The 25366-nt window shown below is 41.1% G+C and carries 20 protein-coding genes and 1 riboswitch; of the genes, 15 read left to right on the top strand and 5 right to left on the bottom strand.

Going from position 1 to position 25366, the window contains the following annotated elements; genetic code table 11:
- The first annotated feature begins 98 nt into the window (after positions 1-98).
- Entirely contained in the window at positions 99-1640 is a 1542-nt protein-coding gene (locus EEL30_19675) for a PTS glucose transporter subunit IIB (GenBank protein QDX94305.1), read from the top strand.
- Between the two features lie 5 nt (positions 1641-1645).
- On the top strand, positions 1646-2350 hold the full coding sequence (locus EEL30_19670) for an N-acetylmannosamine-6-phosphate 2-epimerase (protein QDX94304.1): 705 nt from the start codon (positions 1646-1648) through the stop codon (positions 2348-2350).
- Positions 2351-2460: 110 nt separating this feature from the next.
- Here the strand turns inward: EEL30_19670 and EEL30_19665 are convergent, their stop codons facing one another.
- The gene (locus EEL30_19665; protein QDX94303.1) at positions 2461-3273 is read right to left on the bottom strand and encodes a MurR/RpiR family transcriptional regulator; all 813 of its coding nucleotides are present in this window, start codon (positions 3271-3273) and stop codon (positions 2461-2463) included.
- 368 nt (positions 3274-3641) lie between these two features.
- Here EEL30_19665 and EEL30_19660 point away from each other — a divergent pair, with 368 nt between their 5' ends.
- From EEL30_19660 to EEL30_19635, 6 genes are all read left to right on the top strand, one after another.
- The gene (locus EEL30_19660; GenBank protein ID QDX94302.1) at positions 3642-6923 is read left to right on the top strand and encodes a helicase SNF; all 3282 of its coding nucleotides are present in this window, start codon (positions 3642-3644) and stop codon (positions 6921-6923) included.
- Positions 6924-7203: 280 nt separating this feature from the next.
- Entirely contained in the window at positions 7204-7515 is a 312-nt protein-coding gene (locus tag EEL30_19655) for a hypothetical protein (protein ID QDX94301.1), read from the top strand.
- Positions 7516-8052: 537 nt separating this feature from the next.
- Positions 8053-8253: riboswitch (cobalamin riboswitch) on the top strand.
- A gap of 261 nt (positions 8254-8514) precedes the next feature.
- Entirely contained in the window at positions 8515-9612 is a 1098-nt protein-coding gene (locus tag EEL30_19650; GenBank protein ID QDX94300.1) for an iron ABC transporter permease, read from the top strand.
- Between the two features lies 1 nt (position 9613).
- Positions 9614-10414: an ABC transporter ATP-binding protein gene (locus EEL30_19645; protein QDX94299.1), complete on the top strand. Its 801-nt coding sequence runs from the start codon at positions 9614-9616 to the stop codon at positions 10412-10414.
- Positions 10415-10448: 34 nt separating this feature from the next.
- On the top strand, positions 10449-11480 hold the full coding sequence (locus tag EEL30_19640) for an ABC transporter substrate-binding protein (protein QDX94298.1): 1032 nt from the start codon (positions 10449-10451) through the stop codon (positions 11478-11480).
- Positions 11481-11848: 368 nt separating this feature from the next.
- Positions 11849-12190, top strand: a complete 342-nt coding sequence (locus EEL30_19635; protein QDX94297.1) for a hypothetical protein — start codon at positions 11849-11851, stop codon at positions 12188-12190.
- Between the two features lie 206 nt (positions 12191-12396).
- Here EEL30_19635 and EEL30_19630 read toward each other — a convergent pair whose 3' ends face one another.
- Positions 12397-13257, bottom strand: a complete 861-nt coding sequence (locus EEL30_19630; GenBank protein QDX94296.1) for a polysaccharide deacetylase family protein — start codon at positions 13255-13257, stop codon at positions 12397-12399.
- A gap of 222 nt (positions 13258-13479) precedes the next feature.
- Here EEL30_19630 and EEL30_19625 point away from each other — a divergent pair.
- Positions 13480-14669 (top strand): IS3 family transposase gene (locus tag EEL30_19625; protein QDX94295.1). Its coding sequence is split into 2 segments (ribosomal slippage): positions 13480-13780 and positions 13780-14669, totalling 1191 coding nucleotides; the frame shifts between segments, so codons are not numbered across the junction.
- Positions 14670-14726: 57 nt separating this feature from the next.
- Here the strand turns inward: EEL30_19625 and EEL30_19620 are convergent.
- Entirely contained in the window at positions 14727-16118 is a 1392-nt protein-coding gene (locus EEL30_19620) for a hypothetical protein (protein QDX94294.1), read from the bottom strand.
- A gap of 396 nt (positions 16119-16514) precedes the next feature.
- Here EEL30_19620 and EEL30_19615 point away from each other — a divergent pair, with 396 nt between their 5' ends.
- Both EEL30_19615 and EEL30_19610 read left to right on the top strand, forming a co-directional pair.
- Positions 16515-17333 carry a purine-nucleoside phosphorylase gene (locus EEL30_19615; protein ID QDX94293.1) on the top strand — a complete coding sequence of 273 codons (819 nt, stop codon included), beginning with the start codon at positions 16515-16517 and terminating at the stop codon, positions 17331-17333.
- Between the two features lie 53 nt (positions 17334-17386).
- Positions 17387-18595: a NupC/NupG family nucleoside CNT transporter gene (locus tag EEL30_19610; GenBank protein QDX94292.1), complete on the top strand. Its 1209-nt coding sequence runs from the start codon at positions 17387-17389 to the stop codon at positions 18593-18595.
- Positions 18596-18710: 115 nt separating this feature from the next.
- Here the strand turns inward: EEL30_19610 and EEL30_19605 are convergent, their stop codons facing one another.
- Entirely contained in the window at positions 18711-19511 is an 801-nt protein-coding gene (locus EEL30_19605) for a DeoR/GlpR transcriptional regulator (GenBank protein ID QDX94291.1), read from the bottom strand.
- Positions 19512-19895: 384 nt separating this feature from the next.
- On the opposite strand from EEL30_19605, the gene mtnA reads away from it, so the two are divergent.
- The 3 genes from mtnA (at position 19896) to EEL30_19590 (ending at position 23259) form a co-directional block, all read left to right on the top strand.
- Positions 19896-20957: an S-methyl-5-thioribose-1-phosphate isomerase gene (mtnA, locus tag EEL30_19600; GenBank protein ID QDX94290.1), complete on the top strand. Its 1062-nt coding sequence runs from the start codon at positions 19896-19898 to the stop codon at positions 20955-20957.
- Between the two features lie 34 nt (positions 20958-20991).
- Positions 20992-21834 carry a class II aldolase/adducin family protein gene (locus EEL30_19595; protein ID QDX94289.1) on the top strand — a complete coding sequence of 281 codons (843 nt, stop codon included), beginning with the start codon at positions 20992-20994 and terminating at the stop codon, positions 21832-21834.
- Between the two features lie 165 nt (positions 21835-21999).
- Complete coding sequence (locus EEL30_19590; GenBank protein ID QDX94288.1) at positions 22000-23259, top strand: MFS transporter; 1260 nt, start codon at positions 22000-22002, stop codon at positions 23257-23259.
- Positions 23260-23361: 102 nt separating this feature from the next.
- Here the strand turns inward: EEL30_19590 and EEL30_19585 are convergent, their stop codons facing one another.
- A complete protein-coding gene (locus EEL30_19585; protein QDX94287.1) occupies positions 23362-23700 on the bottom strand; it encodes a histidine triad nucleotide-binding protein in 339 nt (112 codons plus the stop codon).
- 308 nt (positions 23701-24008) lie between these two features.
- On the opposite strand from EEL30_19585, the gene EEL30_19580 reads away from it, so the two are divergent.
- The gene (locus tag EEL30_19580; protein QDX94286.1) at positions 24009-25274 is read left to right on the top strand and encodes a Glu/Leu/Phe/Val dehydrogenase; all 1266 of its coding nucleotides are present in this window, start codon (positions 24009-24011) and stop codon (positions 25272-25274) included.
- Positions 25275-25366 lie beyond the last annotated feature (92 nt).

Raw genomic sequence — 25366 nt, 5'->3', positions numbered from 1 at the left:
ATCATGAGAGCGATTACAAAAACACCTTGACGAAAATGAATACCGTAATTTAAAATAAAAACGAAAATAATTTTCATAATAGAATTGGGGAGAAGAAAATGAGCGTATTCTTTGAACAAGCACAACGCTTTGGGAAATCATTCATGTTGCCCATCGCTGTTCTTCCTGCGGCGGGTTTATTACTTGGTATCGGGGGGGCTTTGTCTAATCCCAATACCTTGGTAGCGTATCCATTTTTAGATGTGCCGTGGTTACAAGCCATTTTCACCATTATGAGCTCAGCAGGTTCCATTGTGTTTGCTAACCTAGCTATTATCTTTGCGGTTGGGATCGCAGTAGGTCTGGCACGTTCCGATAAAGGAACTGCTGGTCTCGCAGCTGTACTGGGCTACTTGGTCATGAATGCTACGATCAACGCGATGCTCATAATTACAAGTAAGCTGGCAACAGATAATTTGGCAGCCGTTGGTCAGGGAATGACGCTGGGAATTCAAACATTAGAAACTGGGGTTTTCGGCGGTGCTGTCGTCGGTGTCTTAACATCTCTGTTGCATAACCGTTACAACAAGGTAGAGCTACCTCAATTTTTAGGATTCTTTGGCGGCTCACGCTTTATTCCCATTATCACTTCTTTTGCTTCCATTCTCTTGGGGGTAGCTATGTTTCTTATATGGCCACCAATTCAGGCAGGGATCTTTAAGCTAGGTGGCTTGGTTGAATCAACAGGGTATATTGGAACGTTCTTATACGGATTTATTCTTCGTCTATTGGGGCCTTTTGGATTACATCATATTTTCTATATGCCGTTCTGGACGACGGGCCTTGGTGGTTCGTTAGTCGTTAATGGAACTTTGGTAGAAGGAACACAGAAAATTTTCTTTGCACAATTGGCTGATCCAAACACAACACAATTTTATATCGGAACAGCACGTTTTATGTCCGGTCGTTTTATAACAATGATGTTTGGATTGTTAGGTGCAGTACTCGCCATATATCAATGTGTGAAGCCGGAAAATCGCAAAAAAGTAGCCGGTCTTTTGCTTTCAGCAGGTCTAACATGCTTTTTGACAGGGATTACGGAACCCATTGAATTTTCGTTCCTATTTATTGCTCCTGTTCTGTATGTTGTACATGCATTTTTTGACGGTTTAGCGTTTATGGTGGCTCATATTTTCCAAATTACCATTGGTCAAACCTTCTCAGGTGGATTTATTGACTTTGTCTTGTTTGGTATTCTACAAGGTACTGCGAAAACCAACTGGATTTATGTGCCGATGATTGGGGCTTTTTGGTTCTTCCTGTATTACTTCACATTCCGTTTCGCGATTATGAAGTGGAATATTAAAACTCCTGGACGTGAAGATGATCAGACATCATACGAGAATGGAATAGATGTAACACAAACGAATCGTGCAGCTATTATAATTGAAGCCTTAGGTGGCAGCCAAAATATTAAAGATGTGGACTGTTGCGCTACTCGCTTACGCATGACTGTTTTTGACGGACAAAAAGTTTCAGAAGAAGATCTTAAGAAAACGGGAGCAAAAGGTGTCATTATGAAAGGAAATGGAGTTCAAGTAATTTATGGACCGCACGTAACTATCATCAAGAATGAAATTGAAGAGACATTAGGAGTGTAGGTACCGTGAATGAAATGACAAACGAAGCAATAAAAGCACAAATCAAACGTGGCTTGGTGGTATCATGTCAAGCATTGTCGGATGAACCTTTGCACAGCTCCTTTATCATGGGCAGAATGGCACGGGCAGCTAAAGATGGTGGAGCTGTTGGCATTCGCGCCAATACGAAAGAAGATATTGCAGAAATTAAAAAGCAGGTCAATCTACCCATCATGGGAATCGTGAAACGCGATTACGAAGATTCGGAAATCTATATTACCACCACCATGAAAGAAATCGATGAGCTGGTAGAGACAGGTTGCGAGATTATTGCGCTGGATGCGACTGATCGAATTCGCCCTACAGGTAAAACACTGGAACAATTTGTTCAGGAAATAAAGGTGAAATATCCTCACCAATTGCTAATGGCGGACATTGCCACCTTGGCAGAAGCGAAAAAAGCGGAGGAGCTTGGCTTCGATTTTATTTCTACCACGCTCATTGGTTACACTCCTCAGAGTAAAGGTCAAAAGCTGTACGATAACGATTTTGCCATTCTAAAGGACATGCTTACACATATTTCTGTTCCAATGATTGCGGAGGGAAATATTTTGACTCCTGATATGGCAAAGCGCTGCTTGGAATTAGGAGTGTATGCCGTTGTTGTAGGAGGAGCGATAACTCGACCGCAACAAATTACTAAACGTTTTGTCGATCAAATCTCGAAGTAAAGAGATATGTTTCTTCTCATCGATTCTTTCAAGCGGAAAGTGTGAAAGAGAAGGGATATCAGAAAGAAGGCTTTGCCGATTGTTTGGCGTAGCCTTCTTTTTTGCACAAATTATCCTTGCTTGTGCTGATAGAGTACTCGCAGGGTTTCTCTTCTTTTAGCCAATAAAAGAGTATCCTCAGCTAACAACATGGAAATGACATCTATGATGAAATAGAAGGCAAGTTGGCTTTGCACTAACTGTAGCTCATCACTTCTTCGCAAGTTCGATGTGAACAGGACCACATCGGAAGTATCAGTGAGGGGCGTATGATTATAATTCGTGATGCTGACGACGGTCGCCTCATGTGACTTAGCCTCTCTTGCTGCATCAATGACTTCACGGGTCATACCCGTGTTTGATAAGCAAATGACCAAATCGTTGTTGGTTAACAGCGCAGCATCCATAAGCATCATATGTGGATCAATAATAGCATCCACAATTAAACCGAACCGAACTAATCTGTTTTTCATCTCCAAGGCGGTTAATCCTGAACTGCCGATACCATAGATATGGATAACGCGCGAATTCATAATCAATTGAACAATCTGCTTGATGATAGTAGGGTCAATCATTTCAATAGTAGATTGGATGATCTGTAAGTAGGTATTTCCTACTTGCGCAAACGTATTTTCACTCGTTTCGACAGGAGCAACATCGCGACTTAGCATAATTTTAAACTCCACAAAATTATTACAGCCGATCTTCTTGCAGAAACGGGTAATGGTTGAAGTGGATGTTTCCACTTTTTGAGCCAATTCCTTAATATTAATATTTAGAATCAGGTCTTTATGCTTACGGATGTATTCTGCGATTTCTTTTTCTTTGGAAGATAGCAGGTGAAAATTAATTTGGATGCGTTCTAAAACTCCTGCTGTAGACAAAAGATAGGCACCTACCTCTCATGGATGAATTACCTATATTATACTGTTTGAATTACATTTGGACAAAACCTGTTCTCTCTTAAGTCTGACAATCCCACCATTATATCGCAATCCCAACAAAGTATTGATGGGGGGGCAGATTTTTTGGCTTGAATAACTGTAACTAGTGACACTTGTTTCTCAATAAGTGAGGATTGTGCCAAGGAAGCAAAAGGTTATAACCCCGTAGACTACGAGGGAAAGATTACATACCTGTATTTTTACCCTCTAGCGCCGAACCTTTTCTTATTTTTGCTTGATTCTGCTATCATAAGAAGATAGTAAATCTCGGAATATCAAATTTCCATGCAAAAGGAAGGATTAACACTATGAGCTTTCTGCTGACTCGAAGGATCATTAAAACCTTGTGCGGCCAGATATCTTACGATAGAGGTGAGGTATATTACCGAGCTGGAAAAGTGACTTTTAAGAATTATGAACCCGATAATCATAGCTATGAAGCAACGGTAAAAGGCAATAGTAGCTATCAGATTACCGTTACATTAGATCGAAGAGGGAATGTGAATGCGAAGTGTACATGCCCCACGCTTTCTTCATACGACAAATTTTGTCAGCATATTGCGGCTGTTTTGCTGGGCATACGAGATAGGAAACAGGACGACAAGCATTCCATTCGTTCAGCTGATTCCAAGGTGCAGTCTAACGACGTGGTATCAGGGAGAGACGGTTTTTCAGATGGAGACATTCAACTGACAAATAGCATGTTGAAGGTATTCGGCCACAAACCGTTGCGTCCAAGCAGTACCCGAGCTTTATTCGAAACAAGGGAAGTACTTGATGTGGAGTTCAATTGTAGCCCCTTCCATTACGGTTATGGAAAGTACATGTTTGGAATTGAGCTTAAAGTAGGATCAAAGCGACTATATATTGTTAAAAATATAAGAGAATTTCTCGACCGAATCGATCGGGGAGAAGGATTTGTATTCTCCAAACACTTTGCTTATGATCCAGAGCTTCACAGCTTTCAAAAAGAAAATGATGAAGTACTCCGGCAACTAATCCAAATCTACCATAATGAAAAGATGTATCGCGATACTTGGAATAATTCCGTTTATGCCAACAGTAAGAGCGGTGATCGGATGCTCCTGATTCCTCCCTTCACATGGGAACCACTTCTATCCTTGCTTACCAAGGCACCAGTAGTTAAGCATGAGCAGGGGGATCGTACATTCAATGGCGTCCATATATCCGATGAACCACTACCGCTACACTTTGAGTTCGACCAAGCGCAATCTGAAGGATATCAATTGGACATCCAAGGCTTGGAGAAGATTACAGTTATGGAATCATATGAGGTTGTTCTTTCAGAAGGAAAACTTTTAAAGCTACAACAAGAACACTGCAAACGTCTGATAGAGCTAAAGAAAATGCTAGAAACCTCACACAAGAATCAAGTCCAGATTCCAACGGAGCAAATGGAACCCTTTATGGAAAAGGTTATACCCGGTCTAATAAAACTGGGAAGTGTGCATATGGCTCAATCTGTTTCCGAGCGAATTGTACAAACACCATTAAGGGCGAGGCTGTATTTGGACCGTGTAAGGGATCGACTACTTGCAGGTCTTGAGTTTCAATACGGTGATATTGTCATAAATCCGTTGGAAGGCGTTGGCCATAAGCGAGACACTGACCCTATTCTCATGAGGGATGGAGATCAGGAGCGACGAATCTTAGAACTTATGGAGCAAAGTTCCTTTGTCATGACGGAAGCTGGGTATTTTATGGATGACGAAGAGGCGGAATACGAATTTTTGTACCACGTCGTTCCGCAATTAGAAAAGCTATTAAAAGTATATGCAACCACCGCCGTAAAAGTAAGACTTCACACCGGACATACTCCTCCTAAGGTAACGGTGAATGTAGATGACCGAATGCAGTGGCTGGAGTTTAATTTTGATATGGCTGGGATTCCTGATTCAGAAATCCGTAATTTGCTAAAGTCCCTTGAAGAAAAGCGTAAATACTACCGACTACCTAACGGAGCATTAGTACCGCTGGAGAGTGAGGCGTTTCAGGAAATTACCAGCTTCATGAGCGAAATAGGTGTACGTAGAGAGGATCTGAAAGGAACGGAAATTCGCCTCCCGATAGTCCACGGACTCCACTTGATGGATTCACATGATAGGGGAAGAAACGTCAGATTGGGTAAATCGTTCAGACGGCTCTTGGAAAATGTGCGAAATCCTGACAACCTGGACTTCACAGTACCAGATCACTTAGCACCTGTGCTTCGGGATTACCAGGTGTATGGATTTCAATGGATGAAGACGCTTGCCCACTACCATTTCGGCGGTATTCTTGCAGATGATATGGGACTTGGCAAGACGTTGCAAAGTATCGCATTTATCGTCTCCGTGTTACCAGAAATCAGAAAACAGGGTATGCCAGCGTTAATCGTCTCCCCTGCTTCTTTGGTTTATAACTGGCGAAATGAGCTGAAAAAATTCGCACCTGAAATTCGGACGGTCATCGCTGACGGTAGCAGAGTGGAGAGAAGCAGTATCGTGCGGGATGTATCTAAGGTAGATGTTATCATCACTTCTTACCCACTGTTGCGTAGGGATATTGATATGTATGTTGTTCCAGCTTTCTATACTCTTATTCTAGACGAGGCGCAAGTCTTTAAGAACCACGCAACGCAGACAGCAAAGGCAGTCAAGGAAATTGAAGCCCGATATCGGTTTGCTCTTACCGGGACTCCTGTGGAGAACAAGCTGGAGGAATTATGGTCTATCTTCGACGCGGTATTCCCAGCACTGTTTCAGAGTAGGAAGGCGTTCAATAATATAACACAAGAAATGGTGGCCAAGAGGATTCGTCCCTTTTTGCTACGTCGGTTGAAAATAGACGTATTGAAGGAGCTACCCGAAAAGATAGAATCGCTACAAGCATCCAAGCTTTTACCGGATCAGAAGAAGTTGTATGTGGCTTATCTCGCAAAATTGCGACAGGAGACATTGAAACATCTGGACGAGGACGGATTTCAGAAAAACAGGATTAAAATTCTGGCTGGCCTAACCCGACTTCGTCAGCTATGCTGCCATCCAGCTTTGTTTGTCGAAAAATATTCAGGAAGCTCAGCCAAGTTCGAGCAACTGCTAGAGATTGTTCAGGAATGCCGAAGCTCGGGAAAGCGCGTACTGGTATTCTCACAATTTACCCAGATGCTGGGAATGATTGGGCTGGAGCTAGGTTACCTGGGAGTTCCGTATTTTTATTTGGATGGGAATACGCCTACTTCTGAGCGTGTCGAGCTGTGTAGCAGGTTTAACGAAGGCGAGCGAGACTTGTTCCTACTCTCATTAAAAGCCGGGGGTACCGGACTGAACCTGACCGGAGCAGACACCGTTATTCTTTATGACCTGTGGTGGAACCCAGCTGTAGAACAGCAAGCAGCCGATCGTGCCCATCGCATCGGGCAAAAGAACGTAGTACAAGTCATTCGCCTCGTCACCCAAGGAACAGTAGAAGAGAAGATGTACGAGCTTCAACAGAAAAAGAAAAATCTCATTGAGGAAGTGATCCAGCCAGGTCAAGAAACTTTGTCCACTCTAACCGAGCAGGAAATCCGGGAGATTCTAATGATCTGATGCTGTAACTAAGCCAAGTTGCGTTTTGACAAATATCAATGATACGGACCATGAGCAACACTCCGTATCATTGATAATGAGTAGGGAAAAAGACGAACGAGTGGAGAACATATGTAGCACTTTTGTAGAAGTCTATTTTACAAATCAGCAGTAGTGCTATAAGATGATATAAATTCCAAATGTTGTATACACATACTGATAAGCTAATAAAATAAGCGAACAACGAAGAATAGTGAGAGTTATTTGAAGGATAATACAGGAAAAGAAATTCAAAATCCTAATGAAATCATGGAGGAATCAAATGCCGAATAAGAAAGCATACGTAAACGTTGAACTATTGAAACCAACGCAAATAATCCCATCAAACATAACATGTATTCAATGTGATGAAGATGCCTCTTACATCCAGTGTGCGATTCCTAATCGAGAAAGTAAAGCAATTCAGGTAATAGTTAGATCAACGTACTGTAAAGAGCATGTACAATTGATAGCTTCAAAGAGAGACATTCCCGTAGCGATCACTGATGAAGAACTCAAGAACCTGAGAACAAAAGGTGACTATGATGAGCTGTGGAAGAAACTATTAAGCTAAACTGGGCTTGCCTAGATGAATTTGATATGAACATAGTCAATTCTAGAGAATGAAAGAGATCATGTAAATTTGACAAAAGGATGAAAAGCAGGCACAACAGAGACCTTGGCTAACCAAAGATGAGCTTAGAAGAATTATTAAATCTTATTTCTAATAAGAAACTTGAACATAAGGAATTGTTTAATAAAATATTAACATTTATTCCGTAGACAACCCATGAAATTATCCGTTTTTTATACTTCCAATAACGATTACAGGAGAGTAATACAGATTCTTTTATTTCAATTCTCAAGACCATTTTCCAAACTTGATTTTGCACTAAATGCCGTTAAGATAAAACCATTCTAGTAATCACTAAAAAATACGCTCCAAAAAACTAACATAATTAACATTACGTAAACTTAAATACATCTGATCACAACCAAGCTACAAACATTCCGTAAAAATTTTACAAAATTCTTACAAACATATCACAATTTCACCATTGTCTTGCCATGTTCCACCAACTCGTGTTACACTCCAGACAATTGCTACATACTTATATCATCATGTTACGGTGTTTGATTCAAGGATCAGACTTAAAAGGGAAGTTCGGTGAAAATCCGATGCGGTCCCGCCACTGTAAATGAGGAGCAACATCTAAGCATACCACTGTTCGCTTGGGCTAGGAATGGGAAGGTAGGATGATTGCGCGATGACTCATGAGCCAGGAGACCTGCCGTAAAATGTAACACTCCCACGAGGATGGGCAGGTGTTTGGGCAGGTCGTGTTGTGTTATTGTACATAGGCCTATAAGGAATTGTTTTGTCCAAAAAACCCCAAGCATCTGTCTCCTCTGGAGCGGATGCTTTTTTGTTTGATCTGAAAGAATAAAATGTTATTGGGGATCATATTGGTCCAACTACGACGCTATCGGCACCTAAAGCTTGGCAATCGCCAAGTTTTCTTACTGTAAACATGTTTTTGCTTATTTTGATTTACACAGGGGGGGAAGAAGTATGCAACAATCCGCCACGACAGCCCCAACGTCAATTAACAGTATAGGTAAGCATTCTTCAAAAACCTGGATAGCAAAATTGATAGGAAGCGGCGTGGTTTTGTTTTTATCAATGACAGTTGCAGTCATACTGGGACCAGTGCAAATTGACCCAGTCACTGTATGGAAAGTGATAGGTTCTCATCTTCCCATTGTCCAACAGTGGATAACAACTGATGTGCCCAAAGCTCAGATGCATATTATTTGGGACATTCGTATGCCTCGTGTCCTATTGTCTGCTGTTGTGGGAGCGGGCTTGTCCATCGTAGGGATAGCCATTCAAGCCTTAATACGTAATCCTTTAGCCGATCCGTATATCTTGGGCGTTTCATCGGGGGCATCGGTGGGGGCGACAGCGGTATTGTTATTTGGTAGTTTAGGAGTATTTGGTTCGTATGCGCTTTCTTTTGCTGCTTTTTTAGGCGCTTTAGCTTCCATTGTATTAGTGTTTCTTTTGTCTCTGGTAGGGGGAAGAGTACAGTTAATTCGCCTTTTGCTAGCTGGGATAGCTGTTTCTATCATGTTGTCAGCACTAACTAGTTTCTTTATTATGCTGGCTCCGCGAGCAGAAAGTCTTTCTAGTGTTTTGTACTGGATGATGGGAAGCTTTACCCGGGCCAAATGGGACTCACTTGTATTGCCAACCATTGCGGTAGTTTCTTTTTTTCTATTTCTGTGGATGAACGCACGAAATTTAAATTTGTTGATTTTAGGGGAAGAAACATCTACGCTGTTGGGTTTACAACCAGAAAATATGCGTAAGATTCTTCTGATTACTATTTCCCTTGTGACGGGGTTGTTGGTTGCTGTAAGCGGTAGCATTGGGTTTGTCGGTTTAATGCTACCGCATATCTTTCGGCTGTGGGTGGGTTCCGATCATAGGAGACTTATTCCCCTATGTGCCTGTGGTGGAGCCATTTTTATGATCTGGGCAGATGTGCTGGCAAGATTGATCATCGCACCTGAGGAATTGCCGATAGGAATAGTCACAGCGCTATGCGGCGGTCCATTTTTTATCTGGTTACTTCGTCGTAAAGCGTACACGTTTGGAGGAAGCTAATGTGACCGCAAAAATGGGAGTAGACAAACATGTCGAGTTAAGGCAAGTGGGGTATGAGATCCAGGGAATAGGTATATTGCATAACATAGATTTGCATGTGCAAAAAGGAGAATTCGTTGGGCTACTTGGCCCTAATGGTAGTGGTAAATCCACTCTCTTAAAGCAAGTATATCGGACTCTCTCTCCCACTGCAGGCAGTATCCTGCTACTTGAAAAAGAACTTGGACGCTATCACCAGAAACAATTGGCAAAAGAGTTGAGTGCGGTAGTGCAGGAGACACAGATTCAATTTGATTTTAATGTATACGAGCTTGTAATGATGGGACGTTCTCCACACAAAAGTATGTGGGAGAGTGAGAATAAGCATGACGTAGCTTTAGTAGATCGTGCACTAGCCCAAGTAGGCTTGCAGGACAAGGCAGACCGCAGTTATTTAAGTTTGTCCGGTGGGGAAAAACAACGTGTTTTACTGGCAAGGGCCATTGTACAAGAGACCGATCTTTTATTGCTAGATGAACCAACAAATCATTTAGACATACATCATCAGCTGGGGATGCTACATTTGCTGAAACAACAGCAAAAAAGCGTACTGGCTGCCTTACATGATCTGAACTTGGCTGCTATGTTCTGTGATCGTCTCTATGTTTTAGAAAAAGGGGTTGTGGTTTGCTCAGGAACCCCTCAGGAAGTGCTTAGACCTGATATTTTAGAGCAAGTCTATAAGATTCAAACAGAAGTAACCATTCATCCAAGTACGGGCAGAGTTAACATAAGTTATATGACACCAGACCAATGCTCATAGTTGAAAAAATGATATGAAAAGGTAGGAAAACGAGATGAACAAACGTAACATTCGAAATGCCACAACGAAGAAACAGGGCCTCATGAATAGAGGTCAGCGGATGATGATTGCTATGTTTGCAGGTCTTACGCTACTTGTGAGTGGCTGTGGAAACGAAGCAACTCCTCAAGCAACATCCAATGTCCAACCAACGTCTGAGAAAATGCAAATTACGAATGGGGAACATACGCTAACGTTTGAACAGGCACCTAAGCGAGTAGTCAGTATGAATCAGCATATTACTGAAATGTTGCTAGCGCTAGGTGTGCAAGATGTAATGGTTGGTACTGCTTATCCTGACGATGAAGTATTGCCTGAATACAAGGGAAAATATGATTTGATCAAACTCTTGTCTAAACAGTACCCTTCTTTAGAAGTTTTTCTAAGTGTGGAGCCTGATTTCGTTGTTGGCAGAAGCTCTGCATTTACGGCTAAAGGCATTGGCAGTGTTGCTGAGCTAGAAAAAATCGGTATCCCAGCTTACACCATTACAGGAACGTTATCAAAACATCCGACTATCGACGAAGTGTATGAGGATATGTTACAACTGGGGAAGATTCTGCACGTGGAAGATCGAGCTAATCAAATTGTGACACAGATGAAAACAGATATTCAAGCCATCCAGCAAAAGATAGGGAAGATAGAACAGCCAGTCAAAGCATTGGTCTTTGACAGTGTAAATTCAGGTCTTTATACAACAGGAAATTCACTCGAAACACGTTTGATAGAGATGGCTGGTGGACAAAACGTTTTTGGTGATTTAGAAAAATCATGGAGTGAAGTAAGCTGGGAAGAAGCTATTAAGCGTGCTCCTGATGTCATTGTAATCAATGATTATGACCAACCAAGTGCAGAGGAAAAGATTAAATACCTATTAGAAAATAAAGCACTTGCCGATATACCTGCTATTAAGAATAAGCGATTTGTGAGCTTGCCGCTCTCCGATGCTTTTGAAGGTGTTCGAAATGTGAGAGCAGTAGAAATACTGGCAAAAGGTTTTTATCCAGAGAAATTTAAAACAAAATAACCATCAGTAAAAGCAAAGCATATGCTGGGACATGGCTTACAGTGTGTCCCAACATATGCTTTTTTGATTGAGTACTAGAAGAATCATCTACCCTTGGTCTATATAAATAGACAGTTGTTCCTGCAACCTTTTTGTAACTAAATCGGTCAGAGAGTATGCATAGGTACCATCTTAGCGAATGTTACCATTTGCACCAGGATTTGTGTGGGAGAATACAGTTCAACAGTACCTATGAAAGAAGCTCAAATAGGAATACTACACAGTACCATTTTTCCACAGGTTTTCCTTTTGTTTTTCCTTTTTTTACCTAAATATGCGACTATACTGACGTTGTCTCAAATAAGAGATTACGAAAAGAGGGATTACGAATGGGAAACGTAAAAAAAACTTTGACAACCACTGTTTTGGCCGCTTCACTTCTGATACCTGGAGCAGCTTTTGCTCAGGAAAAACCAGCAGGAACGACAACACCGGTCACCAAAGCTACTCATGCAACCCAGGTGAAAACAACGGGTGTAGTAAAGGCTAAGGCAAGCAAAGTTACTCATTCAAAAGGTAGTAAAAATGTAAGCATCAAAAAGGGCCATTCACCTCAGAAAAACAGTAAAAAAGCTAAGGTAGTTGGTGTTCAAAAGAAACAGAGTACGATCATCACAAACAAAGCAGCTACCAAAGCAACAACTAAAGTAACTACATCTAAGACACATTGATAAAAACAAGATAACAAACCATTTCACAGCAACAAGCGAAAAGTTGTTTTATAATGTCAAAGAACGATGCGCTGATTTCCAAAAGCAAGGCCAACTAATACCATTTTGAAGCATCATTTGTTAAACTGAATCCTCCCACACACTTGAACCGCCATGCTGCCACCACAGCTATGGCGGTTTTTTCTGTGCTGACAGGTGAATAACCTTTATTTATTCATTTTCGTTGGGAGAAGAGAAGGTAAATTTGCCTTAACCGGATACTGATTCCGTATGCCAATTAACTCTGATACCGTGACCATTTCAAAGCCGCGTTTTTTAAGCTCCGGCAAAATTAATTTCAGAGCATCTACGGTTTGTTGACGATCCCCACCGTGATCATGGAATAGAATGATATCGCCATTCCGTACATTTGTCAGGACTTTATTGACGATTTTTTGTACACCAGGGTTTGTCCAATCTTTTGTATCTTGGTGCCAGGACCACATGACAACCAAATATCCCATATCTTTTGCGGTTCCTACAATCTTTTCGTTATAACTACCACCAGGTGGACGAAACAGAGTAGGAGCTACCCCTGTCGTTGTGTGAATAATGGATTGAGCGGTTTCCAATTCTTTTTTTATCCGCTGTTTAGAAAGACGTCTCATATCTGGGTGAGTGAGTGTGTGGTTTGCTAGTTCGTGATGCTGCTGTACCATTTGTTGTGCCAACTTGGGATTTTTTTGAACACGAGTACCGACCGTAAAAAAGGTGGACCTAACTCCGTATTTCTTTAATAATTCTAAGATTTGTGGGGTGTAGGACTCATTGGGTCCATCATCAAAGGTAAGAGCAATTGCTTTCTTTTCTGTGGGCAGATCCCAAATGGCTTCCCCACGTTTTTCATAATAATCCCGATTTTTTTGCCGAATGGTAACCTCATGGGAGGAGAAATGATCCATGATTGGTTTTTTATCAACAAAAAGCAGTTGTGTCTCTTCTGCATGAAGAGTATCAGTCCAAGCCTGCGGAACCAAGATGCCTAAGACAAGCAGAAGGGACAATACATAGCTGATTTTCCGTAGCATGAAGGACTCCTTTCTGATCTGACTTTTTCTTTACCTGTTCGGGAAATGCGTGCTCAAATGCTAGTATGCACTGTTTTTACGAAAGCATGAGATAGGAGGGGGAAATAACAAAAAAGCCCTGCTAGTAAGCAGAGCTTGGTATTATCCCCTTTGAGTAGACAGTGTAAAAAGCCCACTCACCTAGCGGTGGGTGCTACACTATCCTCGGAGGGGATTTTTCGTATGGCTAAAAAAGGACAAACATTTCAACGATATACGATGGAATTTAAACAGAAGGCTATTGCTCTTTACGAACAAAAAGGGATCAGCTATGAAGCGATTGCCAAAGAATTGGGAGTGCCTAGTCCTACTCAGATCAAGAATTGGGTCAGGAAATACCGAGACGGAGATGGTTTAGAGGATCAACGAGGTAAAACATCTAAAAGAGATAATCCTTTTATAGGGCGTCCACGTACAAAATTCACTAACGTGGAAGAGGAAAGAGATTATTTAAAAGCGCAGGTAGAATACTTAAAAAAGCGTTATCCAAATCTACACGGGGAGGGTGGGTTTCAAAAGTAGCTCGGTTTGCGGTTATTGATCAGTTGGTAAGGAAGTACCCTGTTACTTGGTTAGTGGAGATAGCCAAAGTTTCCCGCGCTGGTTACTACAAGTGGAAACATACGCAAGAAGAACGTGCAAAAAGGCAACAACATAATAAACTCATAAAGGAACATATGATGGCGATTCATCGTGTACATCCATACTTCGGTTATCCAAGAATGCGAATTGCATTGAGAAAGAAAGGATTTATTGTGAATCACAAGAGGGTATATCGGTTGATGAAGGAGATGAACGTTCAGTCCATCATTCGTAAGAAACGGCGCTTTTTTGGTAAAACTGCATCCATTGTTAACCCTAACTTACTTAATCGAAAGTTCACAGCCGAAAAACCAAATCAATTGTATGTAACAGATATTACATTTGTAGCACTGAACGATCGATTTTATTACCTATCGGTAATCCAAGATCTCTTTAACAACGAAGTTGTTGCCTGGAAGGTTTCTCATCGGAATGATTTAAAACTTGTTTTAGATACTCTGGAGCAGTTAGCAAAACAAAGAGACGTGCAGGAAGCCATCCTGCATTCTGATCAGGGCTTCCAATACACGTCTAAGCAGTACAATAAGAGACTGAGGGAGTTTGGCGTGAGAGGAAGCCACTCTCGCAAAGGAAACTGCCTCGATAACGCCTGCATAGAATCCTTCTTTTCTCATCTCAAAACAGAGACATTGTACTTTTCTGAGTGTAAAACAGATGAAGAGCTCTTTCAAGCCATTGAAAAGTACATATGGTTTTATAACCATGAACGATTTCAGAAAAAACTAAACCAGTGTGCCCCGGTCGAATACCGGAACACACTGGCTGCTTAGGCTTTTTTAATGCTGTCTACTTGACAGGGGTAAGTCCAGCTTTTGGAAAATATCTTCTTATTTATAATCACCTGTTAGATAGTTGTAGAATGGAGTATCTACATAAAATGGATAGGAAGTAACTTTTACCTTGGAATCAATCTTCTTAAAACCAGCAACCACTTGAGCTGATTTATCATTTAGTGAGAAAGACTGAGCAATATAATTGCCTTGTTCCATGAAATTATTGGTAATTTGCCTGTAGCCTTTCATTTCATTCATGGAGAAGTAGAGAGGCTGCCACCAAGAGGAAATAATCAAGCCTGACTGATTTTCTTTATCTTTTTTTGCATAAGAGTGAACTACTTTGTCAAAGGCTTCTTTATCAGCAACAGAAGCGAATTCAAAACTGATATCGTACTCTTTGGAATAGGCAATGTATTTTCCGTTATCTATTTTTACTACTTGATAGTCGGGTGTGATAACGGGCTGGCCCCATTCAGCCAGATAGATAAATGCAGAGGTTTTGGGCTCAAGCTGTACTTTTGCTATCAAGCCTTCACTTTTTAACAGACCGATTAGTTGAATGGCATGCTCAATGTCGCTATGGCCATATGTGAGTGAGAGAGTCGGGTCAAAATGTGGTGCGAATCTCTTATCCTTGAGGTTATACCCTGTCACGATGTCTTGTTTCAGTGCCTCGTCGACAACTTTTTGTAATTCTTCCGCCTTGATTAAATTGGTGGTTTTCCAAGATTGATAGATCTTACCATATATATCCTCATCGCTTGTTAACCCAAGGAAGTGCTTATATTCACCTTTACATTCAAGAACCTTTCCGACCAATATCGTCGCTACTTGAGGAGAAACAGCTTGATTTTTGTCAACTGCATCAGCAATTGATACTGGCAGGAGCTTTGTATCTATTGCTACGGCAATCTCTTGTGCCACTTTTATGGGAAGCTGACCAGTTTTGTAAGAGAGGGATGCAGAAGTAAAGGCTTTTTTTACTTTGGCTTCCGGGTACGTATAGGCTAACTCTTTTAGACCAGCCGCACGAACCGCATAAGAGATGGCATCTTGAGTTGTTAAAGATTCGTTTGGTTTAATTGTTGTGGTATTGACAATCCCTTGTTCATGTAGTGCAGTAACAGCTTTAGCAAGAGTAGAGTCTTCTTTTACATCTGTAAATGAGGTTTTGCTCTCTTTTGAGGGTTCCAAAGCAAGTATAATCGTCAGTGCTTGTAGGTATTGACCTCGTGTTACCTGCTTTTCAAAGGAGAGCTGATATTTTGTTTGTAAGAATGTAGCATACTCAGTAGAAAGAACAGCACTCGATGAAGAAGCTACTACTTGAGATGCAAGCGGTAACGTTCCCTGTGCATAAACAGCAGGAGTAGTTGCAAAAACACTTAAAGCTAAGACAAAAGCTAGTCCAGACTTTTTCATTGGTTGCATGTTTCGTTTCATGTTTGTTTGACCTCCAAATATAAATGAGTTTCAACTGAACTAAACTTTTTGAAGCAAAAAGGATGTTTAGTTTTGTATCTACTATTAAAATCCACAAAATACCAATATAAAGTCTCTTTTCATACTCATATTATAGAGTAAAAGGAGATGGCTTTAAAAGGATTATTTTTCGGAAAACAAGTAAAATACATAAAAAACTTTGCTGAAAAAGTATAAAAACCTTGTTAACAAGCCAAAAGACGTACAATTATTTATTTTAACTTGATTAAATTCGGATATTGAACTAAAATATAAATGTTACAAATTGTTGGTTTATCTTTGTTAATGTGGTATTTTGACGTTATCATAGAGATAAAAAATAATAAGATAAAAAGAAGAACAATAGGGAGGTTCCTTATGCATAAGTGGGAAGCTATAGATGAAGCTAACAGGTATATTAAAGAAAGAATAGATCAAACCCCAACAATCGGTTTAATTCTAGGATCTGGTCTAGGCGAATTAGCCAATGAGTTAGCTGATGCCATTGTTATTCCCTATCAAGACATTCCTCATTTTGTGATGTCGACAGTTGATTATCATGCAGGGAAGCTAGTTATTGGCAAGCTAGAAGGCAAAACTGTTGTAGCTATGCAAGGTCGCTTTCATTATTATGAAGGCCACAGTGTCGAAGCAGTAACATTCCCAATTCGTGTAATGAGGATGCTGGGAGTAGAGCAAATCATATTGACAAACGCAAGTGGTGGGTTGTATATAGACCAACAACCAGGTGATTTAATGCTGGTAACGGATCACATTAATCTGATGGGAATAAATCCGTTGATTGGCGCTAATGATGATCGATTAGGGGATCGCTTCCCAGATATGAGCACCACATATTGTAAATCCTTAGCTCAGATTGCGAGACAGGTAGCAAAGGAGACAAATGTTCCTTTAAAAGAGGGTGTCTATGTTGCTTTTACAGGTCCTTCCTTTGAAACTCCAGCTGAAGTTAAAATGGCTCGTTTGATAGGTGGAGATGCAGTAGGAATGTCGACCGTACCAGAGGTAATTGTAGCAAATCATGCAGGTATCAAGGTTTTGACCATTTCGTGTATTTGCAATCTAGCAGCAGGTATTTTACCACAACCTATTACAGCGGAAGAGGTATATGAGGCAGCAGGTCAAGCAAAAGAAAACTTTTCCAAGCTATTACGAGGGATCGTTAAAAATATGTAAGATAGTAGGTAAAGAAGAGCATGTAAAAATAAAAAACAGAGGTGTAAGACATCATGGATTTTCTACGTGGCCTCCTTGGGGTAATGGCTGTTCTATTTATTGCGTTCCTGTTTTGTAACAATAAGAAAGGCATCAAATGGCGTCCAATCGTTGGTGGGTTAGCTATTCAGTTTCTTTTTGCCTTCATTGTATTAAAGTGGGAAGCAGGTCGAGCTGCGTTAAGTAAGTTCACTGATGTAATGAACCACATTATTGGGTATGCAAATGAAGGAATCACCTTCCTTTTTGGCGGACTGTACACTCCTGATTCTAAAATTTCGTTTGTCGTAGCATTTAATGTAGTACCGATGGTTATTTTCTTTGCAGCATTAATTTCTATTTTGTACTATTTAGGCATTATGCAACTTTTTATTAAATACATTGGTGGCGGTATTTCTAAAATTTTAGGTACAAGTAAGGCTGAATCTATGTCAGCAGCAGCAAATATTTTTGTGGGACAAACGGAAGCACCGTTGGTTATTCGTCCCTTCTTAGCTCAATTGACTCGTTCAGAGCTGTTTGCTGTACTAACCGGTGGACTTGCCTCTATCGCAGGTACGATGCTTGCAGCTTACTCCTTGTTAGGCATCCCGATGGAATATTTGTTAGCAGCGAGTTTTATGGCAGCACCTGCTGGATTGGTTATTGCCAAGCTATTCTTCCCAGAAACCGAGAATATGAAAGATCGGGATGTAAAGCTGGAAAAAAATGAAGCAACTAACATATTTGATGCAGCAGCACGTGGAGCTGGAGATGGTCTGCATTTGGCACTTAATGTAGGAGCGATGCTGTTGGCGTTTGTAGCATTGGTTGCTTTGGCGAATGGCTTGCTTGGCTATGTTGGGGGATTGTTTGGTTTTGAATTAACCCTGCAAAAGATTTTTGGTTACCTCTTTTCACCGCTGGCTTTTGCAGTAGGGGTACCATGGTCTGAGGCTGTTCAAGCGGGTTCTTATATTGGGCAAAAAATTGTATTGAATGAGTTCGTAGCCTATATTGATATGGCTAAAAACATGGCAAATTTAGCGCCAAAAACAGTAGCGATCTTAAGCTTTGCACTTTGTGGATTTGCTAACTTTGGTTCTATGGCAATGCTAATTGGTGGATTAGGTTCACTTGTACCCGAACGACGTAGTGAAATTGCACAAGTTGGTATGAAGGTTATCATTGCTGGAACCTTGGCCTCCCTGCTAAATGCCGCGATTGCTGGGATTTTCTTGTAAGGGTGTTATAAAAAACGAAAAAACGTAGTTCCGTACCTTCGTGGAGCAGGAGCTACGTTTTTTCATACTTAGCCTAGGGGTTTGCCGTTTTTATTCTATTTCTTTGAAATCCTTATTAAGAAGTAGGATTTACTTCAGAGGGAGTAGTGCCTATATCCTCGTCGTCGATCTCAATGCTATGTCTATTCAACAGCTGACGCCATTCTACAGATAACGCTTGGTCTGTAATCACCTTAGTGATGCCATGAAAGTCTGTAATTAAAGTAAAACCTGCTTTATCAATTTTAGTATGATCTAACACTAAGATTTTTTGCTCAGAATTTTTTAACATAAGCTTTCTGATTTCTGCTTCAAATTCGTTGGAGTCCGTAGCGCCTCGTTGCAGATGAAGACCTGAACAGGAGACGAAGGAAGCATCGGCAAAATAATGGGAAAGAGTACGTGTTGCTGAGTGGCTAACATAGGAAAGGGAGCGACGTTGTAAGGTTCCGCCTGTAGATATCAGTTTTACATGCTCAGTGTCAGACAACTCTAACTCGACCTTAAATGAATTGGTGATAACGGTAAGATTCTGTTTGGTTTTTATTTTTTTGGCAATATACAATGAAGTGGTGCTGGAGTCGAGCATGATTGTATCGCCGCTTTTAATGAGCTGGGCACATTTTTCTCCCAGTTTTTCCTTTACATCGACATAGTAGCTTTCGCGTACCCAGAGTGGAAAGTCGGAACGTAGGCCATCTTCTAAAATAGCGCCTCCATAAGTACGGATCAAAATACCTTCCTTCTCTAATTTGTCCAAATCACGACGGATGGTCTCTTCAGAAACGGTGAATTGTTTACTAAGCTCGGTTACCATGACATTTCCTTGTTCAAATAGTGTATTCATAATTTTTTTGCGACGTTCGATTGCTAACATAATACCTCCCAAAACAATGATCTGTCCCCATCCACCTTAAGGTAATGATCTGTCCTCTTGCCAAAAAGGATACCAAAAATAACGTTGTAAAAAAAGATGGAAGGAAAAGAAATTTGAATCGTTGTGTCTATAGGAAGAGAAGTAGAATGGAAAAACAGAAATAAAGTTTTGAGAAAGGGATGGAAAGTGGTTGAAAGTAAGGGATTAGATTAGTAAAATCAAGTCATCGGTCATTAAAAGTGTTTGATTATGTGGTTTTGTGTGTTATTTGATTAGTAGCAGAAAACTTTCTGTTTTTTTGCTATAAATAGATAGAAGACAAACAGTCAATTCCACGTCATTCGAATCGGATTTGGCCGTTTGCAAGAAGGGGGAGACTAAAGCATGGCAGCGTTTATTCAATCGGTTCGCTTTGAAAACAACACATTATTTATTTTGGATCAAACGAAATTACCAACTTTGAAAGAATTTTTAGAAATAGACAATATAAAAGATGCTTGGGTTGCCATTAAGGAGTTAAAGGTAAGAGGGGCACCTGCGATTGGGATTGCTGCCGCTTATGGCTTATTACTAGGAATTCTTGACGCACGAGAAGACTCCTTCGAGGCATTCTACAATACATTCATACAACAAAAAGAGTATTTGGCATCTTCAAGACCTACAGCTGTCAACCTGTTTTGGGCATTAAACCGCATGGAGCAACGAGCCTTGACAGATCAGAACCTACCTGTTGCAGAAATTAAGCAGCGTCTAGTAACTGAAGCACATGCAATCCGTGACGAGGACGAAGAAACATGCCGCATGATTGGTGAGTATGCATTAACATTGTTTGAAGATGGCATGGGTGTGTTGACTCATTGTAATGCTGGTGGAATTGCTACAGCGCGTTATGGTACAGCGCTCGCTCCCATTTATTTAGCAAAAGAAAAAGGATGGAACATCAAGGTATTTGCCGATGAGACGCGTCCTTTGCTTCAAGGGGCACGTTTAACTGCGTGGGAACTGCATGAAGCGGGCATTGATGTTACGTTGATTACGGATAACATGGCCGCAATGGTTATGTCTAAAGGATGGGTACAAGCAGTTATAGTGGGGTGCGATCGTGTAGCTGCGAACGGTGATGTGGCTAACAAAATCGGCACTTATGGAGTAGCATTACTTGCCAAGGCTCATGGAATTCCGTTCTATGTGGCAGCTCCAATGTCTACGATCGATCTAGAGACAGCTACGGGAGCCGAAATTCCGATTGAGGAGCGAGAAGCTAGCGAGATTATAGAAGGGTTTGGAAAGCAAACGGCCCCACTTGATGTCAAAGTCTTTAACCCTGCCTTTGATGTTACTCCGCACGAATTGATAACAGCGATTATTACGGAGAAAGGGATTTTACGGGCTCCTTACGAAAAAGCTTTGGCTGAGCTGTTCCAAGAATCTACAGAAAGCAACTAGACTGATCTACAGGAAACAAGGAGGAAAGCTGATCATGAACGAACCAACGAACGAACAGATGAAGAATGAAGCTAAAGTGAAACAGGATATCTGTGAGATTGGACGTAAAGTATACGAAAAGGGCTTTGGTGCGGCTAACGATGGAAATATTTCGGTTCGTCTCTCTTCAAACGAGATTTGGATCACACCAACTGGTGTAAGTAAAGGAGCTTTGCAACCAGATATGTTGGTAAAAGTGAATTTACTGGGGGAGGTCTTAGAAGGTGAGCTACGCCCTACTTCCGAGATGAAAATGCACTTAAAAGTATACGAAATGCGTCCAGATATTGGTGGGATCGTTCATGTTCATCCTCCGTATGCCACTGCTTTTGCTATAGCAGGTCTACCATTAGATGCGGCAACTTTGCCAGAATCGGTAGTGTTACTCGGTACGATACCGGTAGCGAAGTATGCGACGCCCTCCACGCAAGCTCTTCCTGAGTCCATTGCCCCACATGTCATGAACCATCAGGGAGTTTTACTAGAAAATCACGGGGCACTTACGTGGGGAAAAGATATTCAATCTGCCTACTACTTAATGGAGTCGCTTGAATTTACCGCGAAAATTAACTGGATTGCAAGACAAATGAACGGGACACGACAATTGTCAATAGAACGAGTAAAAGAGCTGGTAGCTTTGCGAGAGAAAATGGGATTGCAGGGGGAAACGCCAACAGGTGTAATCTGTCCACCAGGTATGGATGTATGCTTTCCATCTGAACATGCTACAACCCCAGCCCAACCGCTGACTGTCAAAATAGATGAACAACAAATGGAAGAGATCATTACTCGGGTAACCAAGGCGGTAATATCCCAGTTACAACCACCAGCAAAATAAAATAGAAGGTACGTCATAAGGAACAAAAGTGCGAAGCCTGTATATGGGCTTCGCATTTTTGTTCCTGGATGAAAGTTACGAAAAAAATCATGTATTCAACAAAACAGATGTGTTAGGATATAGAGATGCTTCTGTTAAGAAGTATCTCTAAAAGGGGGGAATCAGGTGGAAACCGTAAAAAAACCGCATATTTTATCTAATCCATTTATACGCGTTATTCTTTTATCGGGAGTATTTTTACAGCTCGGCACGTGGGTGCGAAATTTTGCTATTCTCTTGTATGTTATGGAAGTTACCAATAATGATCCTTATGCGGTCTCCATGATTTCTGTAGCAGAATTTGCCCCTATCTTTATTTTCTCATTTATAGGTGGGACGTTTGCTGACCGTTGGAGACCAAAAAGAACGATGGTGTGGTGTGATATTTTAAGTGCCGTTTCTGTTTTTTGTGTTCTGCTTACTCTCATGTTTGGGTCTTGGAAAGCGATATTCTTTGTCACGCTGTTTTCTGCTATTTTGTCTCAATTTTCTCAACCATCGGCAATGAAACTGTTTAAACAGCATGTTCCAGCAGAGCAATTGCAAGCAGGGATGGCCATGTTTCAAACATTGATGGGTATCTTCATGATTGTTGGACCGGCTATTGGTACCATGGTATTTCAGAGCTTTGGCATTGACGTTTCGATTGCTCTGACGGGGCTTGCCTTCTTGTTATCAGCCGCTGTGTTGTATAAATTACCAGTCGATCAGATGCCCAAAAAGAACGATGCTACTACAAGCATTTTAAAAGAGATGGGCGATGGGTTTCGTTATGTATGGTCAAAATATGTATTGAGAACTCTGAGTATCTGTTTCATTGTGGCAGGCTTGGCCGTGGGGTTATTGCAACCATTGGGTGTATTTGTGGTAGTAGAGCAGTTAGGATTACCTAAAGAGAACTTACAATGGTTTTTGATGACCAATGGAGTAGCCATGCTATTAGGTGGGGCAATAGTGATGACGATCTCTAAAAAAGTTTCCGCTCAGAAGCTGTTAGCGATTGGTATGATTAGTAGCGCTATCTCCGTAATTGGGATTAGCTTTTCACAAAGCTTTGCCATAGCACTTGCCTTTCAATTTATAAATGGGTTATTCTTCCCCTGTATTCATATTGGGGTCAATACCTTGATCCTAGTTTCAGCAGAAGAAGAGTTTGTTGGCAGGGTAAATGGGGTGCTCAGCCCTCTATTTTCAGGTATGATGGTTGTGATGATGAGCGTATCGGGCGTTGTAAAAGAAACATTTACGTTGCAAGGAAGCTATCAAATAGCAGGATTACTTTTTGTAGTAGGTGTCTTTGCTGTGGTTCCGCTGTTTAAACTCAAGTTACAAAAGCCTGGACAAACAGAGCAACCGACCTTAGCAGCTTCCCAGCCGGAACAATAGTCATAAAACAGATGTTGTACCTATATATGAAGAAAACACACAAAGCAGCTTGTTCTTGCTGGTTTGTGTGTTTTTTTATTTGTTTTGTGTGAAAAGATTATCCTACATGTTCCATTCTAATTGTCTGCCACCAACAATGTGGTAATGCAAGTGGAAGACAGTTTGTTGTCCGTGTTTTCCCGTATTTGTCACGACACGGAATCCATTTTCTTCCAAACCAGCTTCTTTAGCTACTTTTTGAATGGCTAAGTGAAGGTTACCAATTCGTTCTTTATCTGATTCATCCAATCCCATAACAGATGGTATATGTTTTTTGGGGATTACGAGGATATGTACTGGTGCAATGGGATTAATATCGTGAAACGCGTAGACATCATCATCCTCGTACACTTTTTTAGAAGGGATATCTCCCTGAATAATTTTACAAAATAAGCAATCCATGTCGAAAAACTCCTCTCATTTTTTGATATTCTTCCTCTTATTGTAGTAAACTTCCAGTCAATTTACTAGATTACTTGGGAAATCCTTTCTTTATTTTCTGGGAAAGCGCAAAAAGAGACAAAAAACCCCTCGTATGTATACAGATAGCAAAATCCTACATACTAAGAGATGAAGAGAAATGTTACAAGAGTGCGAAAATTATCAGTAAAATCAAAAAATAATAGGTGTTTTATGTTCCTTTTTTTGCATTATTCCTTTACAATGTAAGAATTCCTTTATCATAGTAGAGAAAGAGAGTGGGAGAAACCATGGCACAACAGACGACAGAAATGACTGAAAACTTAAATCCGTACGAAATCGTTCAGAAGCAAATTGAGAATGCTGCCAAATTACTTAATCTTCCTCGTGCAGCGGTAGAGATTTTAAAAAAGCCTAAACGTGTAGTCAGTGTTTCTTTTCCAGTGAAAATGGATGATGGATCTGTTCGTGTATTCGATGGATATCGCTCGCAACATAATGATGCCATTGGGCCAACTAAGGGAGGAATTCGCTTTCATCCACAAGTAACGCTCGATGAGGTCAAAGCTCTTTCTATGTGGATGTCGTTTAAATGCGGTGTGGTGCAATTACCGTATGGTGGTGGTAAAGGTGGGGTCATTTGTGATCCGCGAACTATGAGTCAGGGAGAATTGGAGCGTGTCAGTAGAGGATTTATGGAGTCAATTCACGATGTAGTTGGACCCGAAAAAGATATTCCAGCTCCTGATGTCTACACAAATGCACAAGTAATGGGATGGATGATGGATACTTATAGTCGCCTAAAAGGGGCGATCACACCGGGGGTTATTACCGGGAAACCACTTATTCTTGGTGGGTCAAAAGGTAGAAATGAGGCTACAGCGCGTGGATGTGTGTATACCATCTTAGAAGCTTTACATGAAAAAGGCATGTCTCCAACAGATGCAACTGTAGCAATTCAAGGCTTCGGCAATGCTGGGCAAATCGCTGCAAGTCTGCTGCACGAATTGGGGGCCAAAGTAGTGGCTGTGAGTGATTCTAAGACAGCTATCTACGCAGAGGCAGGATTGCATATTCCTGATGTTATTGCAGCCAAAGAAGCAGGGTCTTTAGGGAGTGTGGCTGGCGCTAGTCTTATTGAGCACGATGCATTGTTGGAAGTAGAAGTGGATATCTTGATTCCCGCCGCTTTAGAAAATGTAATTACAGCAGCCAATGTAGATCGAATTAAGGCTAAAATTATTGCAGAAGCTGCAAACGGACCTACGACGCCAGCAGCAGATGAGGTTCTGCAACAAAAGGGCATTCTAGTCATTCCTGATATTTTAGCCAATGCAGGTGGAGTAACGGTTTCCTACTTTGAATGGGTGCAAAACCTCATGAACTTTTACTGGTCGGAATCGGAAGTAAATGAAAAATTGAAAGATGTTATGGTGCGCTCTTATCAGGAAGTAAGTCAAATCGCTAAACAATATCAAACAGACAGAAGAACAGCCGCTTTTATGATCTCTTTACTCCGTATTACAGAAGGAATGAAAGCGAGAGGATGGATTTAATTCCTTGCTAACATGAGCGCTTTTTCTTATGATAAACGGTATGACATGTTTATTCCCCGCCGGCATTAGTCCCGGCGGGTTTTGCTGTTCCC

It is taken from the genome of Brevibacillus laterosporus, assembly GCA_007833815.1.
Classification (GTDB): domain Bacteria; phylum Bacillota; class Bacilli; order Brevibacillales; family Brevibacillaceae; genus Brevibacillus_B; species Brevibacillus_B laterosporus_D.
Note: the sequence above shows the minus strand (reverse complement) of the source record. Positions and strands in the feature narration are given on the sequence as shown.

Bases quoted from the DNA above. Each gene is read 5' to 3' on its own strand.
- EEL30_19640 (QDX94298.1), top strand. From the start codon at position 10,449: ATGAACAAACGTAACATTCGAAATGCCACAACGAAGAAACAGGGCCTC.
- EEL30_19615 (QDX94293.1), top strand. From the start codon at position 16,515: ATGCATAAGTGGGAAGCTATAGATGAAGCTAACAGGTATATTAAAGAA.
- mtnA (QDX94290.1), top strand. From the start codon at position 19,896: ATGGCAGCGTTTATTCAATCGGTTCGCTTTGAAAACAACACATTATTT.
- EEL30_19585 (QDX94287.1), bottom strand. From the start codon at position 23,700: ATGGATTGCTTATTTTGTAAAATTATTCAGGGAGATATCCCTTCTAAA.
- EEL30_19660 (QDX94302.1), top strand. From the start codon at position 3,642: ATGAGCTTTCTGCTGACTCGAAGGATCATTAAAACCTTGTGCGGCCAG.
- EEL30_19650 (QDX94300.1), top strand. From the start codon at position 8,515: ATGCAACAATCCGCCACGACAGCCCCAACGTCAATTAACAGTATAGGT.
- EEL30_19630 (QDX94296.1), bottom strand. From the start codon at position 13,257: ATGCTACGGAAAATCAGCTATGTATTGTCCCTTCTGCTTGTCTTAGGC.
- EEL30_19635 (QDX94297.1), top strand. From the start codon at position 11,849: ATGGGAAACGTAAAAAAAACTTTGACAACCACTGTTTTGGCCGCTTCA.
- EEL30_19610 (QDX94292.1), top strand. From the start codon at position 17,387: ATGGATTTTCTACGTGGCCTCCTTGGGGTAATGGCTGTTCTATTTATT.
- EEL30_19675 (QDX94305.1), top strand. From the start codon at position 99: ATGAGCGTATTCTTTGAACAAGCACAACGCTTTGGGAAATCATTCATG.
- EEL30_19580 (QDX94286.1), top strand. From the start codon at position 24,009: ATGGCACAACAGACGACAGAAATGACTGAAAACTTAAATCCGTACGAA.
- EEL30_19620 (QDX94294.1), bottom strand. From the start codon at position 16,118: ATGAAACGAAACATGCAACCAATGAAAAAGTCTGGACTAGCTTTTGTC.
- EEL30_19655 (QDX94301.1), top strand. From the start codon at position 7,204: ATGAAATCATGGAGGAATCAAATGCCGAATAAGAAAGCATACGTAAAC.
- EEL30_19595 (QDX94289.1), top strand. From the start codon at position 20,992: ATGAACGAACCAACGAACGAACAGATGAAGAATGAAGCTAAAGTGAAA.
- EEL30_19605 (QDX94291.1), bottom strand. From the start codon at position 19,511: ATGTTAGCAATCGAACGTCGCAAAAAAATTATGAATACACTATTTGAA.